This is a genomic window from Bradyrhizobium altum (assembly GCF_020889705.1).
Taxonomy (GTDB): Bacteria; Pseudomonadota; Alphaproteobacteria; order Rhizobiales; family Xanthobacteraceae; genus Bradyrhizobium; species Bradyrhizobium altum.
The window spans coordinates 1-20,253 of record NZ_JACMYP010000079.1 but is presented as its reverse complement, the minus strand read 5'-3'; the positions used below and the strand labels follow the sequence as shown (position 1 = coordinate 20,253).

The following is a 20,253-nucleotide window of genomic DNA, read 5'->3' as shown; positions in this document are numbered from 1 at the left end:
TGCGATCATGACAGTCGCATCGCATTTTTATTGGACGGGACGGAACGAGACGGAAAGCCGCTGCCGGCTCTCCGGATCGTGCACTAGCCGGCCTGCTTCACCCGCATGTACCACTCGACGAGCCGGCGGACCTGGCGCTCGGTGTAACCGCGCTCCACCATCCGCTCGACGAACTCGCCGTGCTTCTTCTCGGTCTCGCCGTCCTTCTTGGAGCCGAACGAGATGACCGGAAGCAGATCCTCGACCTGCGAGAATATCCGCTTTTCGATCACGTCGCGAACCTTTTCGTAGGAGGTCCAGCTCGGGTTCTTGCCGTTGTTGTGCGCCCGCGAGCGCAGCGAGAACTTGACGACCTCGTTGCGGAAATCCTTCGGGTTGGCGATGCCGGCCGGCTTCTCGATCTTTGTGAGTTCCTGGTTCAGCAGCTCGCGGTTCATCAGCTGGCCGGTGTCGGGATCCTTGAAATCCTGATCCTCGATCCAGGCATCGGCGTAGTCGACATAGCGGTCGAACAGGTTCTGGCCGTAGTCGGAGTAGGATTCCAGATAGGCCTTCTGGATCTCGTTGCCGATGAACTCGGCATAGCGCGGCGCGAGGTCGGCCTTGATGAATTCGAGATAGCGCTTCTCGGTCTCGTCAGGCAGCTGCTCGCGGCGGATCGCCATCTCCAGCACATACATCAGATGCACCGCATCGGCGCCGACCTCGGTGGTGTCGTGATTGAAGGTCGAGGCCAGCACCTTGAAGGCAAAGCGGGTGGAGACGCCGTCCATGCCCTCGTCGACGCCGGCCGCGTCCTTGTATTCCTGCACGCTGCGCGCCTTCGGATCGGATTCCTTCAGGCTCTCGCCGTCATAAACCCGCATCTTGCCAAACAGCGTCGAGTTCTCGTGCTTGCGCAGCCGCGACATCACCGAGAAGCGGGCCAGCGTTTCCAGCGTGCCGGCGCGCACGGCGCGGCGGCAAGCTCGGAGGTCTGGATCAGCTTCTCGTAGATCTTCTGCTCCTCGGTGACCCGCAGGCAGTACGGGACCTTGATGACGCAGATGCGGTCGATGAAGGCCTCGTTGTTCTTGTTGGTCTTGAAGCTCTGCCACTCGGCTTCGTTCGAGTGCGCGAGGATGATGCCGGTGAACGGGATCGCACCGATGTTCTCGGTGCCGATGTAGTTGCCCTCCTGCGTCGCCGTCAGCAGCGGGTGCAACATCTTGATCGGCGCCTTGAACATTTCGACGAACTCGAGCACGCCCTGGTTGGCGCGATTGAGACCCCCGGAATAGCTGTACGCGTCCGGGTCGTTCTGGGCGTAGGTCTCGAGCTTGCGGATGTCGACCTTGCCGACCAGCGAGGAGATGTCCTGGTTGTTCTCGTCACCGGGCTCGGTCTTGGCGACCGCGATCTGGCGCAGCCGGGAGGGCTGGATGCGCGCGACGCGGAATTGCGAGATGTCGCCGCCGAACGCCTCGAGCCGCTTGTAGGCCCAGGGCGACATCAGCCCGCTCAGCCGGCGGCGCGGAATGCCGTACTTCTCCTCGATCATCGGCCCGAGCTGCTCGGGGTCGAACAGCCCGAGCGGGCTCTCGAACACCGGCGACAGCTCGTCACCCGCCTTCAGCACGTAGATCGGATGAATTTCCATCAGCGCCTTGATGCGCTCGGCGAGCGACGACTTGCCGCCACCGACCGGTCCGAGCAGATAGAGGATCTGCTTGCGCTCTTCGAGGCCCTGTGCGGCGTGGCGGAAGAAGCCGACCAGGCGTTCGATCGTGTCCTCCATGCCGAAGAAGCCGGCGAAGGCCGGATACGACCTGATCGTACGGTTCAAAAAGATACGGCCAAGGCGTGGGTCCTTGGCCGTGTCGATCATCTGTGGCTCACCGATCGCCGCTAATAACCGCTCGGCCGCATTGGCGTATCGCATCGGATCACTTCGACACGACTCCAAATACTCGGCCATCGACATGTCGGTCTGGCTTCGCGCTTCAAACGACCTTGCGAAGGCGTTGAACAAAGAATCGTTGTACATGATCCCTCTCTCCACGATATGTATCGCCGCACGACTGACACGAGTCGCAACCAGAGCGTCCTAGGATCGAATCAGCGTCGGCACGCTGGGTCCATTGGACACTCGACCGACTCATTTCGGCAATGCACGGCGCGTGCAGCCTCTGCCTTATCAACAGGCAGGAAGCTTAATGGTTCATCAATATCCCCCGTTGGTAGCCTGATTTTAACGGTTGTAGCCCCTCAGCCACATCCGTGGTTTACCGGGGCCCAGGCTTCCGAGGCGGACATCCGAGCGGGGCAGCTTCCCCGTCCGGCGATGAACGTTGGGCTCCCTGAAAAGGTGTGGCTGTCCTGCCTTGGCGTCAAGATGTGCACGTCACAGACTCGCATGAACAAACTGTCAGACGAGGTTGAACGTGCCTCCTTGTCGCCGCGACTAAGGCAACGAGCCCGCGCAGTTCCACGCGGCACCATTGCCGCGCATTAAAGATGACACCTTGGAGGCGCGGGCTATTCCCGAGGCGGTCGTGAAGCAGACGTTCCTTGTTGTCGCACTTGCCGCCGCAGCCTGCGCCGGCGCGGCGTTAACCGTCGAGGCGCAGGAAGGCGTCGACAAGGCCAAGGCGGCCGCCTTCGACAACAGGATGTTCGCAGGCCCGCCCGGCGCGAAAGCCTATGCCTGCTTCGTGCGGCGCTACGATGCAAATCATCTGGCGCAGCATCCGAAGCAGAAGGTCAGCGCGATGAAGCTGCTCGTCGCCGCCGAGGATGCGCCGGAGGACAAGACCACCAACTACTCGTTCGGTTCGGCGTCGCTTACCGCCACCGCCCCGGCAATTTCGACTCCAGCGGCTACTGCAACCATGCGGTCGCGACCGAATCCGGACACGAGATACGCTTCGAATGCAGCGTGGATTGTGAGGGCGGCGGTATCACCGTGGCGCTGTCGAAAGACGACAAATCCGCAATCGCGCGCCTTGGCCGCATCATGGTGTGGAATCGCAACAAGCCCGACGACGACGCCGGCGAAGCGCTGTTGGCCGGCGCCGACGACAAGATCTTTCGCGTCGATCGCGCGGACTTGGGCGAATGCGCCGAACTTGTGACCGACCGCAAGGAACTCGCTGCACTCCGGCACAAGTGATAGGCTTTGCGCCGGTCAACAATCATTGCGCGAGGGACGCCATGCACCGACGCCGCATCCTGTGGGGCACCCTCTCGGCGATCGGCGCTGCCTTTACCGCGTCACGGGCGAACGCCGCTACTGAGACCCCACCACCGGGAAAGCTGAAGGTGGTCTGTCACCTCGACGACCTCGGCAAGGTCAATTTCGTGATCGGCAACATCCAGAACCACCTCGACGGCGTCGGCGGCCCCGGCAATGTGACGATCGCGCTCGTGGTGCACGGCCAGGCGCTGAAGGCGTTTCGTTCGGCGGCGGCCAATCCCGACCTGACGAAGCATGTCAGGCAGCTCACGACGGACGGAATTGAACTCGTCGCCTGCGGCAACACCATGAAATCGCAGAACATCACCGCCGACCTGCTCCCGGGCTTCGTCGCCGCCGAGCGCGGCGGCATGGTCCGCCTCGCCGAGCTGCAATCCCAGGGCTACCTCTACCTGCGGCCCTGACGCGCGGCCGCGCGCCCGCGACGCGTCATAAAAATGTGCCGAGATCAGGGTCTGCTCCGACCGCGTCCGAGGGGATCGAACTGTTGTGAATGGCGTTATCCCTTGGGAATGCTGATATTCCGCCCGGGCCCCCAGTCATGTTGACAATCCGCCTCCGCCCCCGAAAGCTGCCCGGGAACCCAAAAATCGACCCTCGATCGAACGAGAACAGGCACCCATGAACCCCGTCAAAGCACTCGAAAATCACCGCCAGGCCGTCTGGCTGGACTTCCTTGCCCGCGGCTTCGTCGCCAAGGGCGACCTGAAGCGGCTGATCGAGACCGACGGCGTCAAAGGCGTGACGTCCAACCCCTCGATCTTCGAGAAGGCGATCGGCAGCTCGGACGAGTATGACGGCGCGATCGGCAAGGCCCTCAAGAAGGGCGACCGCTCGGTCGCCGACCTGTTCGAACATCTCGCGGTCGAGGACATCCAGCACGCCGCCGACGTGCTGCGCCCGGTCTACGACCAGAGCCATGGCGGCGACGGCTTTGTCAGCCTCGAAGTGTCGCCGTATCTGGCGATGGACACCAAGGGCACGATCGCGGAGGCCGAGCGGCTCTGGAAGGACGTCCACCGCAAGAACCTGATGGTCAAGGTGCCGGCGACGCCGGAGGGCCGGCCGGCGGTCGAATATCTGATCGGCGAAGGCATCAGCATCAACATCACGCTGCTGTTCTCGCAGAAGGTCTATCGCCAGGTCGCGGAGGCCTATCTCAAGGGCCTGGAGAAGTACGTCGCCAAGGGCGGCGACCCCTCTCATGTCGCAAGCGTCGCCAGCTTCTTCGTCAGCCGCATCGACTCTGCCGTCGACAAGCAGCTCGACGAGAAGATCGCACGCGCCAACGACCCGTCCGAGAAGGAGCGGCTTGCCGCGCTGAAGGGCAAGGTCGCGATCGCCAATGCAAAGCTCGCCTACCAGGACTACAAGCGCCTGTTCTCGGGCCCGCGCTGGGACAAGCTCACCGCCAAGGGCGCCAAGCCGCAGCGGCTGCTGTGGGCGTCGACCGGCACCAAGAACAAGGACTATAGCGACGTGCTCTATGTCGAGGAGCTGATCGGCCCCGACACCGTCAACACCGTGCCGCCGGCAACCCTCGATGCGTTCCGCGACCACGGCAAGGTCCGCGACAGCCTCGAGGAGAATGTCGAGGACGCCCGCCACGTGCTGGACGAGCTGGAGAAGTCCGGCATCTCGCTCGATGCGATCACCGAGGAGCTGGTCAAGGACGGCGTCAAGCTGTTCGCCGACGCGGCCGACAAGCTGTACGGCGCGGTCGCCCACAAGCGCGCGACCTCGCTCGGCGGCGGCATCGACCATCAGAAGCTGGCGCTCGGCGCAGGTATCGAGAAGGCGGTCGAGAAAAGCACCGAGGAATGGCGCGCGTCGGCCAAGATCCGAAGGCTCTGGCACAAGGACAAGTCGGTCTGGACCGGCGATGACGAGGACAAATGGCTGGGCTGGCTGACCAGCGCCGCGACCGCCGATGTCGCCGACTACGAGGATTTCGCCAAGCGCGTGAAAGGGCAAAACTTCACCGACGCCGTCGTGCTCGGCATGGGCGGATCGAGCCTCGGGCCGGAGGTGCTGGCCCAGACCTTCCCGCACCGGTCCGGCTTCCCGCGGCTGCACGTGCTCGATTCCACCGATCCGGCGCAGGTGCGCGCGATGGAGGAGTATGTCGACATCGCGAAGACGCTGTTCATCGTCTCCTCCAAGTCCGGCGGCACCACCGAGCCGAACGTGATGAAGGACTATTTCTTCGACCGGGTCGCCAAGGCGATCGGCAAGGACAAGGCCGGCCACCGCTTCATCGCGGTGACCGATCCCGGCTCGTCGCTGCAGAAGGTCGCGATCAAGCAGGGCTTTGCCCGCATCTTCTACGGCGACCCTGCGATCGGCGGCCGCTATTCCGTGCTGTCGCCGTTCGGCCTGGTGCCGGCGGCCGCCGCGGGCATCGACGTCCGCAGCCTGCTCGGCCATACGCTCGCCATGGTGCGCTCCTGCGGCGCCGACGTGCCGCCGCAGGAAAACCCGGGCGTCCAGCTCGGGCTGGCGATGGGCATCGCCGGGCTCGAAGGCCGCGACAAGGTGACGATCTTCGCCTCGCCCGAGGTCGCCGATTTCGGCGCCTGGGCCGAGCAGCTGATCGCGGAATCGACCGGCAAGGACGGCAAGGGCCTGATCCCGATCGAGGGCGAGACCATCGGCGATGCCGCGGTCTACGGCAACGACCGCTTCTTCATCGACCTGCGCACCGAGGGTGAGCACGACGCCGCGCATGAGGCCAAGCTCGCCGCGCTCGAGGCCGCCGGCCATCCCGTGGTCCGGATCGTGATGAAGTCGATCGACCATATCGGCCAGGAGTTCTTCCGCTTCGAGATCGCGACCGCGGTGGCGGGCGCGATCCTCGGCATCAACCCGTTCAACCAGCCCGACGTCGAGGCCGCCAAGATCAAGACGCGCGAGCTGACGGCGGCGTTCGAGAAGACCGGATCGCTGCCGGCCGAGCAGCCGGTGGTGTCGGCGGATGGCGTCGAGCTCTACACCGACGCGCAGAACGCCGAGGAGCTGCGCAAGGCCGGCGCCAATGGCGATCTCAATTCCTGGATCAAGGCCCACCTCTCGCGCTCCGGCCGCGGCGACTATGTCGCCCTGCTCGCCTATATCGAGCGCGACGGCGACACCATCGACGCCATGCAGGCGATGCGGCTCAAGGTGCGCGATGCGAAACACCTTGCGACCTGCGCCGAGTTCGGCCCGCGCTTCCTGCATTCGACCGGGCAGGCCTACAAGGGCGGGCCCGACAGCGGCGTGTTCCTGCAGGTCACGACCGACGATAGCCGGGACCTGCCGGTGCCCGGCCAAAAGGCGAGCTTCGGCGTCATCAAGGCGGCGCAGGCGCGCGGCGATTTCGACGTGCTCACCGAGCGCGGCCGGCGGGCACTGCGGGTGCATCTCAAGGGCGACCTCACCTCCGGGCTTGCGGCGCTCGATGCCGCGATCTCGGCCGCACTGAACTGACGGAGGCGAGCAATGCAACTCGGCATGATCGGCCTCGGGCGGATGGGCGGCAACATCGTCCGCCGCCTGATGAGCAACGGCCACACCACCGTGGTCTACGACAAGGACCCCAAGGCGGTCGCGGCGCTGGTCGCCGACAACGCCACCGGTTCCTCGTCGCTGGAGGATTTCGTCCTCAAGCTGGAAGCGCCGCGCACCGCCTGGGTGATGCTGCCGGCCGGCAAGATCACCGAAGCCACCATCGAGGCGCTGTCGAAGCTGATGCAGCCCGGCGACGTCATCATCGACGGCGGCAACACCTTCTGGCAGGACGACGTCCGCCGCGGCAAGGCGCTGCGGGAGCGTGGGCTGCATTATGTCGATGTCGGCACCAGCGGCGGCATCTGGGGCATCGAGCGCGGCTACTGCATGATGATCGGCGGCGACAAACCCGTGGTCGACCGGCTCGATCCGATCTTCAAGACGCTGGCGCCCGGCATCGGCGATATCCCGCGCACCTCCGGCCGCGAGGAGCGCGATCCGCGCATCGAACAGGGCTACATCCACGCCGGCCCGATCGGCGCGGGACATTTCGTCAAGATGATCCACAACGGCATCGAATACGGCCTGATGCAGGCCTATGCCGAAGGCTTCGACATCCTGAAGAACGCCAACATCGAGGCGCTGCCGCCCGACCATCGCTTCGATCTCGACATCGCCGACATCGCCGAAGTCTGGCGGCGCGGCAGCGTGATCCCGTCCTGGCTGCTCGACCTCACCGCGTCGGCGCTGGCGCAGAACCACACGCTCGACAATTATTCCGGCTTTGTCGAGGATTCCGGCGAAGGCCGCTGGACCGTCAACGCCGCGGTCGACGAGGCGGTGCCGGCCGAGGTGCTGACGGCGGCGCTCTACACCCGCTTCCGCTCGCGCAAGGACCACACCTTCGCCGAGAAGATCCTCTCGGCGATGCGCGCAGGGTTTGGCGGCCACAAGGAGCCGCCGAAGAAGGCTTAAAACGAACCGCGGAAGGTCACGTGCAGAAGAAACCCGATCCTTGCTCCTTCATCATCTTCGGCGCCACCGGTGATCTGACACACCGGCTGGTCGTCCCGGCGCTCTACAATCTCGCCGCCGGCAATCTGCTGCCGGAGAAATTCTGCGTGGTCGGCATTGTCCGCAAGGGCATGTCGAGCGAGCAGCTGACCGACAGCCTGATGCAGGGGCTGCGCAAATTCGCCACCCGCCCCGTCGACGAGGCGATCGCGAAGCAGCTGTTCGAATGCGTCACCTCGATCGAGGCCGATCCGAGGGATCCCGCTTCGTTCGATGCCATGAACGAACGGCTCGACAAGCTCGAGACCGCGCGCGGCACCGGTGGCAACCGGCTGTTCTATCTCGCGACCCCGCCGAACGCCTTCCTGCCGATCAGCGAGCAGCTCGGACGGACCGGCATGCTGGAGGAGAACGGCGCGTGGCGGCGGCTGATCATCGAAAAGCCGTTCGGCACCGATCTGGCGTCGGCCAGGGCGCTGAACGCCGCGCTGCTGAAGCTGATGGACGAGCACCAGATCTACCGGATCGACCATTACCTCGGCAAGGAAACCGTCCAGAACATCCTGGTGCTGCGCTTTGCCAACGGCATGTTCGAGCCGATCTGGAATCGCAACCACATCGACCACATCCAGATCACCGTCGACGAGAAGCTCGGCGTCGGCCATCGCGGCAGCTTCTATGACGCCACCGGCGCGCTGCGCGACATGGTGCCGAACCATTTGTTCCAGCTGCTGTCGCTGGTGACGATGGAGCCGCCGGCGCGCTTCGACGCGCATGCGGTGCGCTCGGAGAAGGCCGAGGTGCTGAGCGCGATCCAGATCCAGAGCGCGCAGGAGGCGCTGTCCAACTCGGTGCGCGGCCAGTATCGCGGCGGCCGGATCGGCGACACCGAGATCGAGGACTATCTCAAGACGCCGGATGTGAAGCCCGACAGCTCGACCGAGACGTATGCGGCGCTGAAGCTGACCATCGACAATTGGCGCTGGGCCGGCGTGCCGTTCTACCTGCGCACCGGCAAGGCACTGACCACCAAGCGCACCGAGATCGCGATCAAGTTCAAGCAGGCGCCGTTCGCGATGTTCCGCGATACCGCGGTCGACCGCCTGTCGCAGAATTACCTCGTCATCTCGACCGAGCCGACCGAAGGCATCGAGCTGCAGTTCAACACCAAGGTGCCCGGCCCGGCCATCAACATCGACGGCGTCGAGATGAAGTTCCGCTACAAGGACTACTTCAAGGCCGAGCCGTCGACCGGCTACGAGACGCTGATCTATGACTGCATGATCGGCGACAATCTGCTGTTCCAGCGCGCCGACAGCGTCGAGGCCGGATGGCAGGCGGTGCAGCCCTTCCTCGACGCCTGGAAGACTGCCGGCGGGCGTGGCCTGCAGCCCTACAAGGCCGGCAGCGAAGGCCCGGAGGCGGCCAACGCGCTATTGACGCGCGACGGCCGCAGCTGGCGGAAGCTGAGCTGACCATGACCACGAGCGGCGAGCGCAAGATCATCACGGTCGCCGATCCGGCCGCACTGGCGCAGACCGCCGCCGAACGGGTGATCGCCAGGATCGACCAGAACAGCGGCCGGATCGCGGTCTGCCTCACCGGCGGCTCCAGCCCCAAGGCGCTCTACCAGCTGCTGGCGACACCGGACTATCGCCGGCGGATTCCGTGGGATCGCATCGACTGGTTCATCGGCGACGAGCGCCTGGTGCCGCGCCAGGACCCGCTGCACAATATGAGCATGGCGCGCCAGGCCTTCCTCGACCGCTGCGCTCCGGCCGCCAATGTCCATCCGATCGCAACCGACACCGCCGATCTCAGGGATCCCGACGTCAGCGCGGCGCTTTATGAGAACGAGCTGATGGCCTTCTACGGCGCCGAACAGCTCGATCCGAAGCGGCCGCTGTTCGACCTGGTGCTGATGGGCATCGGGCCCGATGGCCACACCGCCTCGCTGTTTCCGGGCTATCCCGCGGTCGAGGAAACGCAGCGCTGGGTGGTCGAGGTGCCCAAGGCCAATGTCGAGCCGTTCGTGCCGCGCGTCTCCTTGACCCTGCCTGCCCTCGCCTCCTGCCGCGAGATGCTGTTCGAGGTGGCGGGCGAAAACAAGCGCGCGATCTTGAGGCGCCTGTTCGCAGGCGAGAACCTGCCGGCAAACCGCGCGCGATCGCTGGGCGAAACCGTCTGGCTGATCGATCAGGCCGCGCTGCCGGAGGATTTTCGTGGATGATGCTCTTGGGTGACTTTCTTGGGTGACGGGCAAAACCCCTGCGCACTGGTCGTGATGGGCGTCTCCGGCTCGGGCAAGAGCACCATCGCCGACCGCCTTGCGATCAGGATCGGCTGGCGCTTCGAGGACGGCGACAGTTTTCACCCGCCGAGCAATGTCGCGAAAATGCATTCCGGCCAGCCGCTCACCGACGAGGATCGCTGGCCCTGGCTGCGCGCCATCGCCAATGAGATCGACCGCACCTGCGGCGTCCGCGAACGCGCCGTCATCGCCTGCTCCGCGCTGAAGCGCGCCTATCGCGACATCCTGGTGCATGGCCGCGACGATATCCGCATCGTCTTCCTCGACGGCACGCAAGAGCTGATCGCCACGCGGCTCGCCGCGCGCAAGGACCATTTCATGCCGCCGGCCCTGCTCGCCAGCCAGTTCAAGACGCTGGAGCCGCCGACACCGGACGAACGCCCGATCACGGTTGCGATCGACCGTTCGGTCGACACCATCGTCGAAGACATTGTCAGTCAACTGAAGCTGGACCGCCCATGACCCGCATTGCCCTTGTCGTATCCGATGTCGACGGCACGCTGCTCACCAAGGACAAGACCCTGACCGACGGCGCCCTGACCGCGGTGCGCAGACTGCACGAGGCCGGCATCGGCTTCACCATCGTCTCCAGCCGGCCGACGATCGGGATGGGCTTTCTGGTCGCGCCGCTCGCGATCACGCTGCCGATCGGCGCCTTCAACGGCTCTTCGATCGTCGATCCGCAATTGAAGCCGATCGAGCAGCATTTGATCCCCCCTGCCGTCGCCAAACGCAGCATCGATCTGCTCCGCGAGCGCGGCGTCGACACCTGGCTGTTCACCAACGACCGCTGGCTGACCCGAAATCCCGACGGCGAGTACAACGCGCACGAAAAGCGCGCGATCAAGCATGATCCGACCATCGTCAGCGATTTCACGCCCTATCTCGACCAGGCCTGCAAGATCGTCGGCGCGAGCTCGGATGCGCCCCTGCTGCAGCGCTGCGAAGCGGAGATGCAGCAGATGGTCGGCAATGATGCGACCGCGGTCCGCTCGCAGACCTATTATCTCGACGTCACCCCGCCCGGCCACGACAAGGGCACCTTCGTCGAGGGCATCGCGAAGCGCCTCGGCGTGGCGCTCGAGAATGTCGCCACGATCGGCGACATGCAGAACGATCTGCCGATGTTTGCGCGGAGCGGCGTCTCGTTCGCGATGGGCAATGCCAGCGATGACGTGAAGGCGCGCGCCACCCATGTCACCGAAACCAACGAGCACGACGGTTTCGCGCGCGCGATGGACACGGTGCTGACGATGGGCCGTTAGGGCGGCTTTCTAAGAAGATCGTGTGCAAAGCAAAAACCACGATCAGGTCGACCGCTGCACCGCCGGCTTCTCGGCATCGGCCCTGGCGGCGCTGAGATTGTGCGCGGTGTTGATCAGCGCGATATGGGTCAGCGCCTGCGGAAAATTGCCGGTCTGCCGGCCGGCGCCGGAGTCGAACTCCTCCGCCAGCAGCCCGAGATCGTTGGCGACCGCGACGACGCGGTCGAACATGGTCTGCGCCTTGTCAAGATCTCCCGCCAGCACATGGGCGTCGGCAAGCCACAGGCTGCAGGCCAGGAACGCGCCCTCGATCGGCTGGATTTCGTCGGACACCTCGCGCGGATCGTGCCGCAGCACGAACCCGTCGCGGATCATGTGCTGTTCGACCGCCGCGATCGTGCCGCGGATGCGCGGATCGGCCGGCGGCAGGAAGCCGACCGACGGCAGCAGCAGCAGGCTGGCGTCGAGCAGCTTTGAGCCATAGCTTTCGACGAAGCTGTTGAGACCAGGATCGAAGCCCCGCCGGCAGACGTCGCGATGAATGGCCTCGCGCAGCACCCGCCATTTGACCAGCGGCCCCTTGAAGCCGAACCGCTCCGCGCTCTTGATGGCGCGGTCGAAGGCGACCCAGCACATCACCTTGGAGAACACGTAGTGTCTGGGCGTGCCGCGCCGCTCCCAGATGCCGTGATCCGGCTGGTCCCAGACGTCGGCGAGATGACTGACGACGGTGCATTCGAGCGACCAGTTCTCCTCGTCGAGCTTCAGCTTGGCCATACGAGCCTGGTGGAAGGCGTCGATCAGCTCGCCGTAGACGTCGAGTTGCAGCTGCGCATGTGCGGCATTGCCGACGCGGACCGGCTGCGCGCCTTCATAACCGGGCAGCCATCCGGCTTCCCATTCCAGGAGGCGCCGCTGCCCCAGGATGCCGTACATGATCTGCATGTTGGCCGGCGCGCCGGCCGCGGCCCGCAGCAGCCAGTTGTGCCAGGCGGCGGCTTCCTCGGTATAGCCCGAATTCATCAGCGCCAGCAGGGTGAAGGTGGCATCGCGCAGCCAGCAGAACCGGTAGTCCCAGTTGCGCGCGCCGCCGAGCTTTTCCGGCAACGACGTGGTCGGTGCCGCGACGATGCCGCCGGTCGGCCTGAAGGTCAGTGCCTTCAACGTGATCAGCGAGCGCATCACGAGACCGCGCTGGTAGCTGCCGTCATAGGTCGAACGGCTGCACCACTCCTTCCAGTATTCCTCGGTATCCTTCAGCGCCGCCCCGGGATCGATCGGCTCCGGCACCGGTTGATACGACGCGCCATATGTCAGGACGAACGGCACGGTATCGCCCTCGCCGATCTCGAAATCGGCGATCGTGGTCAGGTCCTTGCCCGATGTCTTGACCGGCGTGCGCAGCACGGTCATGTCCTGCCCGCTGATCGCCAGCAGCCCCTCGCCGTCGGGGTTCTTCTTCACCCAGGGGACATCGACCCCGAAGCCGAAGCGGATCACCAGCTCCATGTGCATCTTGACGCGGCCGCTGATGCCACGCACCAGGCGGACCACGTCGGAAGCATTGCCGCGCGGCGGCATGAAGTCGATCAGCGCGACCACGCCGCCTTCGGTCTCGAACCGCGTCTCCAGGATCAGCGTATCGTCCCGATAGCGGCGGGAGGTCTGCCTGATCTCGCCGGCGGGCGCCAGCAGCCAGCGGCCATTCCGCGACGTGCCAAGCAGCGCCGCAAAGCAGGCGTCGGAATCGAACGCCGGCCAGCACAGCCAGTCGATCGAGCCGTCGCGACCGACCAGCGCTGCGGTCTCGCAATCGCCGATCAGTCCATAGTCTTCGATGCGAGAGGCCACGCGCCGTGCTCCGCGTTGTCAGGCGTGCGACCGCTCGCGAGTTGCACGCCTGAGTGCGTCGACGTCGATCGCCGACGCGAGATGCTCGATCGAGACCGGCAGCCGCCGTTTCCAGTTCGGATGCTCGTAGACGGTGCCCGGGATGTTCGGCTGCTCGACGATGCCGAGCAAATCCTCCATCGAAACCGCCATCATCCGCGACCGCGTCCGTGCCATGAAGTTCACCACCGAATAGAAATCATTGTGGTGAATGTCGTGCCGGCGCAGCACGTCGTCGAGATGGCCGAGCGCATCCCAGCGCCCCTGGTCGGTCTCGCCGGGATCGATCCCGAGCGCGCGCTTGGTCTTGAGGTCGCTGAACGAGCGCCAGCCGGCGTAGGTCGACAGGTCGTGGGTGTTGAACGTCACCAGCGCGTTCGGCAGATAGTAATCGGCGTTGCGGAACACGCCCTGGTCGTCGGTCTCGAACATCATCACGAGATAGGACCAGATGCGCCAGCCGTTCATCTGCTCGCGGAACCCCGGGGGCACGGTGCCGAGGTCCTCGCCGATCACGACGCAGCGGCTCGCAACGCTCTCCTGCGCGGTCGCCGCCAGCAACGCCTCGAACGGCATCAGCACATAGGCGCCATTGGCCGGGCCGAACCCGCGCGGCACCAGATAGAGCCGCTTCAGCCCGAAGGCGTGGTCGAGCCTGATCGCGCCGGCATGGCGCATCGAGGCGCGCAACATTTGCCTGAACGGCTCGAACGAGCGCTGCTCGAGGCCCGCGGCATTGAAGCCGGCAAGCCCCCAATCCTGGCCCGCGGTGTTGAGCGGATCGGGCGGCGCGCCAACGCCGAGATGACGCGAGATCGCGACCTGCTCATTCCAGGCGTCGAAGCCATCCGACTGCACGCCGACGGCAACATCGAGATAAAGTCCGACCCGCATGCCGAGCTTGTGCGCGAGCGCCTGGCAGGCGCCGAGCTGCCGATCCGCGGTCCATTGCACGAATTCAACGAATTCGACCTCAGTGGCGGTGTCGCGCGCCCGGCGCAATTTCGCGCACGCCGTATCGTTGGGCTGCCGCCATTCGTCCGGCCATTCCCACCACGGCGTGTTGAATTTGTGCCGCATCACCTCGAAGCAGGCGAAGCGCGACAGCAGCACGCCCTGCTGCTTGCGATAGGCCTCGAAATCCTGCCAGCGGCCGAGGCCGGGATTGGCCTTGAAGGCTGCGAAAGCCGCGCGCAGCGCAGGCCATTTCAGCGCGGCGGCACCGACATAGTCGACCATGTCGCGGCTGCGGAGCTGCGCCAGCGCGGCTTGGGTTTCGGCATCGGCGCGGAATTCGGGAATCTTCGCGACGTCGATATAGAGCGCGTTGAGGAACAGCCGGCTGTTCGGCGAGTATGGGCTGCAATCGCCAGGCCGATCGTCGAACAGCGCATGCAGCGGATTGAGCCCGATGCCGTCGGCGCCGAGCCGATGGGCGAATTCGAGCAGGCCTTGCAGATCGGTGAAGTCACCGATGCCCCAGTTGCGCGCGGACCGCACGCCATAGAGTTGGACCGCGATCACCCAGCAGCGGTCGAACGCGCCGCCGAATGCGCCGTCCGGCGCCACCAGAAGCGGCAGTTCCTCGCTGCCCGATGCGTCCTTCAGCTGCAACCGGTGCACGCCCTCGGGCAGGCCCGACGGCAACGTCACACTCCGCTCATGCGCCTCGCCTTGCGCGAGCACCGCAGTGCCGTTGGTGAGCTTCCATTGCACCGGAAGCCGGGCCGTCTCCGCGAGTTGCGTCTGTCCGCCATGGCCGCCTCTGACGACCACGGGATCGGCGATCATCCGACGCGGCGTCTGGGGCGGCAGCGCCGCGAGGATCGCCGTCAGCGCCTCGGGGGTTGTCACACGGCGGTGACCGCTACCATCGATATACTCGGTCTGGATTCCCAGGGTCTGGGCTTTGGCGTAAAGGTCCATTCGGCACGCTGCTTGCTCGCAACGGTATCGGGATCGTTGCTAAATTGTACTGATACGGGAAAGGGATAGTTGATGTTCAACGCTCTACCCTATCCGGCGTTCCCACCGGGAACCATTGCCCGGCGAGCGGCTTTCTATATGGGTCTGGCGTGCCTCCTTCCCGGCGCCGGGACTTCATTTGCCTATTCAATGGCGGCATCACCGTGAACAAAACCGCCCGGCCTGTCGAGAGTGCCCACGGCACTTTTCATATTACCGATGTCTATCCGTCGGTTGATGGCGGCCGCTTTGCGGTCAAGCGCATCGCGGGCGAACCTGTCGAGGTGTGGGCCGATATCTACCGTGACGGACATGATGTGATCGCGGCGGCATTGGTGTGGCGGCATGAGGGCGACGGCGAATGGCAACACGCGCCGATGACGCTGCACAGCGACGACCGCTGGAGCGGCGCCTTCGTACCCGACCGGCCCGGCCGCTACAGCTTCGCGATCGAGGCCTGGACCGACGAATTCGCCAGCTGGCGGCATCGTTTCGAGCAGAAGCAGCGCGACGGCGGCGACCACACGCTGGATGCCGTCGAAGGCGCGGGCATGCTGACCCGGGCGCAGGCTGGTGGCCCGGCCGCGGCCGCAATCATCATCAGGCAGTGCGAAATCTTTCTGCAGACTGGCGAGCCGGGCGCGCTGCTCGCACCGGAATTGCGTGAGGCGATGGCCGGCAGCCAGTTTCGCCGCGACCTGGTGCGATCGCAGCTTTATCCCCTGACCGCGGACCGGCCGCGGGCCCGCAGCGGCGCGTGGTACCAGATGTTTCCGCGCAGCCAGGGGAAGACACCGGGCCTGCACGCGACCTTCAACGACTGTATCGCGCGGCTGCCCGATATCGCGGCGATGGGCTTCGACGTAGTATTGCTGGCGCCGATCCACCCGATCGGGCGGACCCATCGCAAGGGCCGCAACAATGCCGCCATCGCGCAGCCAGGCGATCCCGGCAGCCCCTATGCGATCGGCGCGGCCGAGGGCGGCCACGACGCGGTGCATCCGGAGCTCGGCACGCTCGACGACTTCCGCGCTTTCGTGGCGGCATGCCACGCCCATGGCCTCGAGGTGGCGCTCGATTTCGCCGTGCAGTGCTCGCCCGATCATCCCTGGGTGACCGCGCATCCGGAGTGGTTCAAGCGGCGTCCGGACGGATCGATGCGTACGGCCGAACATCCGCCGCAGCGCTGGGACGATGTCATCAATCCCGATTTCGGATCCGCGGATGCGGCCGCGCTATGGCGTGCGCTGCGCGATGTGGTGCTGTTCTGGGTCGAACAGGGCGTGAAGATATTCCGGGTCGACAATCCGCACACCAAGCCGCTGGCATTCTGGGAATGGCTGATCCGCGAGGTGCAGGACAGCGATCCGGACGTGCTGTTCCTTTCGGAGGCGTTCGCGCGGCCGAAACTGATGAAGGGTCTCGCCAAGCTCGGCTTCACGCAGTCCTATACTTACTTCACCTGGCGCACGCAGCGCCTCGAGCTCGAACAGTATCTCGGCGAGTTGATATCCTATCCCGATCGCGACTTCTTTCGGCCGAATTTCTTCGTCAACACACCTGACATCCTGCCCTTCCACCTGCAAAGCGGCGAATCCTGGATGTTCAAGTCGCGTCTCGCGCTGGCCGCGACGCTTTCAAGCAGCTACGGCATCACCAGCGGCTTCGAATTGCTCGAGCACGCGCCGGTGCCCGGCCGCGAGGAGTATCTCAACTCAGAGAAATACGAGATCAGGGTTCGCGACTGGGACCAGGCCGGGAACATCAAGCCCTATATCGCAGCCCTCAACCAGATCAGGCGCGGCAATCCGGCCCTGCAACAATTCGCCAATCTGCGCTTTATCAATGTCGATGACGGCGGCGTGATCGGCTTCGTCAAGGAGGCGGTCGATCAGAGCAATGTGATCGCGGCCGCGATTGCATTGTCGGGCGAGTTGCGTGAGGTCTGGCTTCCGCTCGGCGACGTCATGGTCGGCCGTGGCGAAGCCCGCCGCCCCGTCACGGAAGTGGAAGACCTTGTCAACGGCGAGCGCCATGCGCTCGAATGGGGGGGCATCCGCCTGCGTCTGGATCCTGCGCGCGATCCCGCATTGCTGTTGCGCTGTGTCGCCTGAAGGAGCCGTCATGAACGTATTCTCCAACGTCGACATCAAGGAGAAGGTCGCGACCGAGACCGCGGACCAGCTGTGGTACAAGGACGCCATCATCTACCAGCTGCACGTCAAGGCGTTCGCCGACAGCAACAATGACGGCATCGGCGACTTCGCGGGGCTGACGGAGAAACTCGGCTATCTGCAGGAGCTCGGTGTCACCGCGCTGTGGCTGTTGCCGTTCTATCCCTCGCCCGGCCGCGACGACGGCTACGACATCGGCGACTATGGCGACATCAATCCCGATTTCGGGACGATGAAGGACTTCAAGCGCTTCATCCAGGAAGCCAAGAAGCGCGGCCTGCGCGTCATCACCGAGCTCGTCGTCAACCACACCTCGGACCAGCATGCCTGGTTCAAGCGCGCGCGCCGCAGCCCGCCGAATTCGAGCGCGCGCAGTTGGTACGTCTGGAGCGACACCGACCAGAAATACCTCGATACAAGGATCATCTTTACCGATACGGAAAAGTCGAACTGGACCTGGGATCCCGAGGCCGGCCAGTTCTACTGGCACCGCTTCTTCTCGCACCAGCCGGACCTCAACTTCGACAATCCGCGCGTGGTGCGCGCCATCGTCCAGGTGATGAAGCGCTGGCTCGACACCGGCGTCGACGGCTTCCGGCTCGACGCCATTCCCTATCTGTGCGAGCGCGACGGCACCAACAACGAGAACCTGCCGGAGACGCATGCCATCATCAAGCGGCTGCGCCAGGAGCTCGACGCCTACGCCAAGGGCAAGATCCTGCTGGCCGAGGCCAATCAATGGCCGGAGGACGTGCAGGAATATTTCGGCCATGGCGACGAATGCCACATGGCCTATCACTTCCCGCTGATGCCGCGCATCTACATGGCGATCGCGCAGGAAGACCGCTTTCCGATCACCGACATCCTGCGCCAGACCCCCGACATTCCGGCCGCGGCCCAGTGGGCGCTGTTCCTGCGTAATCACGACGAGCTGACCTTGGAAATGGTCACCGATGTCGAGCGCGACTATCTGTGGTCGACCTACGCCAACGACCCGCGCGCCCGCATCAATGTCGGCATCCGCCGGCGCCTTGCGCCACTGATGGACAATGACCGGCGCAAGATCGAGCTGATGAACTCGCTCCTGCTGTCGTTCCCCGGCACGCCGATCATCTATTACGGCGACGAGATCGGCATGGGCGACAACATCTATCTCGGCGATCGCAACGGCGTGCGGACGCCGATGCAGTGGTCGCCGGACCGCAACGGCGGCTTCTCGCGCGCCGACCCGGCGCGGCTCTATGCGCCGATGATCATGGACCCGGTCTACGGCTACGAGGCCGTGAATGTCGAGGCGCAGTCGCGCAGCCTGTCGTCGCTGCTGTCGGCGACCAAGCGGCTGATCGCGGTGCGCAAGTCGACGCTCGCCTTCGGGCGCGGCACCATGACCTTCATCCGCCCGGAGAACCGCTCGGTGCTCGCCTATGTGCGCCAGTACCAGGGCGAGGCGATCCTGTGCGTCGCCAATCTGTCGCGCTCGGCGCAGGCCACCGAACTCGACCTCTCCGCCTTCAAGGATCGCATTCCGCTCGAGATGCTCGGACGCACGCGCTTCCCGGCGATCGGCGAGCTGCCCTACATGATCACGCTCGCGCCTTACGGCTTCTACTGGTTCCAGCTGCAGGAGCGCGACAAGTCCGAGCCGGTGAAGCCGCGGGCGGTGCCAGAGTTCGAGACGCTGGTCGTGCCGCTCGGTTCGACCTGGACGTCGCTGGCGCGGGAGCGTGGCGTGTTCGAGCACGACGTGCTGCCCGGCCATCTCGCCCGCACGCGCTGGTACCCGGAGCATTCCGCGAAGGCGATCCAGCCGACGCTGGTGTCCGCGATCCCGTTCTGCGACATCGGCGACAACCGGCCCTGGCTGATCTTCTTCGAAACCACGGAGCGCGGCAACACCAGCCGCTACGTGCTGCCGATGCAGATCGAATGGGTACGCTTCGACCGCGAGCGCTACAACCCGCGCGCCTTTGCCGCGGTCCGTCAGGGCGCGCGCGAGGGCACGCTGCTCGATGTCGCCACCGACCAGATCTTCACCGGCCTGTTCCTGCGCAATCTCAGGGAAAACCTCATCGTCGACGAGGGCGAACAGGGCCTGAAGCTCGAATTCCGGCCGACCAGCCGCTTCTCCGACCGCCCGGTCCGGCAGCCCGAGCGGATCCGCGTCTTCGAGAACGATCAGCCGCACTCGACCGCGCTGGTCGACAACGAATATGTCACCAAGATCTACCGGAAGCTCGAGGTCGGCATCAATCCGGAGATCGAGATGGGCCGCTTCCTCACCGAAGTGGTCAATTTCCCCAACACGCCCGCATTGCTCGGCACATCGGAACTGGTGGAGGGTGACAATCGCAGCGCGATCGCGGTGCTGCACGCCATGGTGGTCAACCAAGGCGACCTCTGGACCGTGGCCGCTGCGCACCTCGATCGCCTCGTCGAGCGGCAGCGCCTGCTGGCGGCGAGCGAAAATCCCGATGAGAACGGTGATCATGCGACTTATCTGCGCCATCTGTCGCACAGCGGAAAACGTCTCGCCGAGTTGCACATCGCGCTCGCCAGCAACCGCGACCTGCCGGACTTCGCGCCCGAACCGACCAGGCCCGAAGATCTGCAGCGCTGGAGCGACGAGATCATGGCGCGCGCCGAGCGCGTGTTCGACGCGCTGAAGCAGCGGCGCGGCTCCCTGAAAGAGGCCGACCGGCTGCTGGCTGATCAGTTGCAAGCCCAGCACGACATGCTGCCGGAACGGCTCAAGGCGCTGCTGCCGCGCGAGACCGACGGGTTCAGCATCCGCCATCATGGCGATTTGCATCTCGGCCAGTTGCTGGTCGTCAAGGACGACGTCTTCATCATCGATTTCGACGGCGGACCGGGCCGCACCATCGCCGAGCGGCGCCGCAAGGCGCCGGCGGC

General features: G+C 65.1%; 11 protein-coding genes and 2 pseudogenes. 10 read left to right on the top strand and 3 right to left on the bottom strand.

Annotation, left to right across the window (positions count from 1 at the left end):
• Positions 1-83 precede the first annotated feature (83 nt).
• Positions 84-2,026 (bottom strand): annotated as a pseudogene (locus H8B02_RS20350) (PrkA family serine protein kinase).
• Positions 2,027-2,504: 478 nt separating this feature from the next.
• Here H8B02_RS20350 and H8B02_RS20345 point away from each other — a divergent pair.
• From H8B02_RS20345 to H8B02_RS20310, 8 genes and pseudogenes are all read left to right on the top strand, one after another.
• A pseudogene (locus tag H8B02_RS20345) lies at positions 2,505-3,151 on the top strand (hypothetical protein).
• Between the two features lie 41 nt (positions 3,152-3,192).
• Complete coding sequence (locus H8B02_RS20340; RefSeq protein WP_229167863.1) at positions 3,193-3,639, top strand: DsrE family protein; 447 nt, start codon at positions 3,193-3,195, stop codon at positions 3,637-3,639.
• Positions 3,640-3,856: 217 nt separating this feature from the next.
• Positions 3,857-6,703: a bifunctional transaldolase/phosoglucose isomerase gene (locus tag H8B02_RS20335; RefSeq protein ID WP_229167862.1), complete on the top strand. Its 2,847-nt coding sequence runs from the start codon at positions 3,857-3,859 to the stop codon at positions 6,701-6,703.
• A gap of 12 nt (positions 6,704-6,715) precedes the next feature.
• The gene (gene gnd, locus H8B02_RS20330; RefSeq protein ID WP_229167861.1) at positions 6,716-7,699 is read left to right on the top strand and encodes a phosphogluconate dehydrogenase (NAD(+)-dependent, decarboxylating); all 984 of its coding nucleotides are present in this window, start codon (positions 6,716-6,718) and stop codon (positions 7,697-7,699) included.
• Positions 7,700-7,719: 20 nt separating this feature from the next.
• Positions 7,720-9,213 carry a glucose-6-phosphate dehydrogenase gene (gene zwf, locus H8B02_RS20325; RefSeq protein WP_229167860.1) on the top strand — a complete coding sequence of 498 codons (1,494 nt, stop codon included), beginning with the start codon at positions 7,720-7,722 and terminating at the stop codon, positions 9,211-9,213.
• A 2-nt stretch (positions 9,214-9,215) separates the two neighbouring features.
• Complete coding sequence (gene pgl, locus H8B02_RS20320) at positions 9,216-9,968, top strand: 6-phosphogluconolactonase (protein ID WP_229167859.1); 753 nt, start codon at positions 9,216-9,218, stop codon at positions 9,966-9,968.
• 54 nt (positions 9,969-10,022) lie between these two features.
• Positions 10,023-10,511 (top strand): gluconokinase, encoded by a 489-nt coding sequence (locus H8B02_RS20315; RefSeq protein WP_376711690.1) that lies wholly within the window; start codon positions 10,023-10,025, stop codon positions 10,509-10,511.
• A complete protein-coding gene (locus H8B02_RS20310) occupies positions 10,508-11,314 on the top strand; it encodes a Cof-type HAD-IIB family hydrolase (protein WP_229167857.1) in 807 nt (268 codons plus the stop codon). Before H8B02_RS20315 ends, H8B02_RS20310 begins: the two co-directional genes overlap by 4 nt.
• 42 nt (positions 11,315-11,356) lie before the next feature.
• Here the strand turns inward: H8B02_RS20310 and H8B02_RS20305 are convergent, their stop codons facing one another.
• The gene (locus H8B02_RS20305) at positions 11,357-13,165 is read right to left on the bottom strand and encodes a glycoside hydrolase family 15 protein (protein WP_229167856.1); all 1,809 of its coding nucleotides are present in this window, start codon (positions 13,163-13,165) and stop codon (positions 11,357-11,359) included.
• 18 nt (positions 13,166-13,183) lie between these two features.
• On the bottom strand, positions 13,184-15,130 hold the full coding sequence (malQ, locus tag H8B02_RS20300; RefSeq protein WP_229167855.1) for a 4-alpha-glucanotransferase: 1,947 nt from the start codon (positions 15,128-15,130) through the stop codon (positions 13,184-13,186).
• A 203-nt stretch (positions 15,131-15,333) separates the two neighbouring features.
• On the opposite strand from malQ, the gene H8B02_RS20295 reads away from it, so the two are divergent.
• Together H8B02_RS20295 and treS are read left to right on the top strand one after the other, a co-directional pair.
• Positions 15,334-17,283, top strand: a complete 1,950-nt coding sequence (locus H8B02_RS20295; RefSeq protein ID WP_229167854.1) for an alpha-1,4-glucan--maltose-1-phosphate maltosyltransferase — start codon at positions 15,334-15,336, stop codon at positions 17,281-17,283.
• A 10-nt stretch (positions 17,284-17,293) separates the two neighbouring features.
• Positions 17,294-20,253: maltose alpha-D-glucosyltransferase (treS, locus tag H8B02_RS20290; RefSeq protein WP_229167853.1), on the top strand; the 2,960-nt coding region annotated here is incomplete at its 3' end.

Excerpts from the sequence above, each read along its gene's own strand:
- malQ (WP_229167855.1), bottom strand. The coding sequence starts at position 15,130 with ATGGACCTTTACGCCAAAGCCCAGACCCTGGGAATCCAGACCGAGTAT.
- gnd (WP_229167861.1), top strand. The coding sequence starts at position 6,716 with ATGCAACTCGGCATGATCGGCCTCGGGCGGATGGGCGGCAACATCGTC.
- H8B02_RS20335 (WP_229167862.1), top strand. The coding sequence starts at position 3,857 with ATGAACCCCGTCAAAGCACTCGAAAATCACCGCCAGGCCGTCTGGCTG.
- H8B02_RS20315 (WP_376711690.1), top strand. The coding sequence starts at position 10,023 with ATGGGCGTCTCCGGCTCGGGCAAGAGCACCATCGCCGACCGCCTTGCG.
- H8B02_RS20340 (WP_229167863.1), top strand. The coding sequence starts at position 3,193 with ATGCACCGACGCCGCATCCTGTGGGGCACCCTCTCGGCGATCGGCGCT.
- pgl (WP_229167859.1), top strand. The coding sequence starts at position 9,216 with ATGACCACGAGCGGCGAGCGCAAGATCATCACGGTCGCCGATCCGGCC.
- H8B02_RS20310 (WP_229167857.1), top strand. The coding sequence starts at position 10,508 with ATGACCCGCATTGCCCTTGTCGTATCCGATGTCGACGGCACGCTGCTC.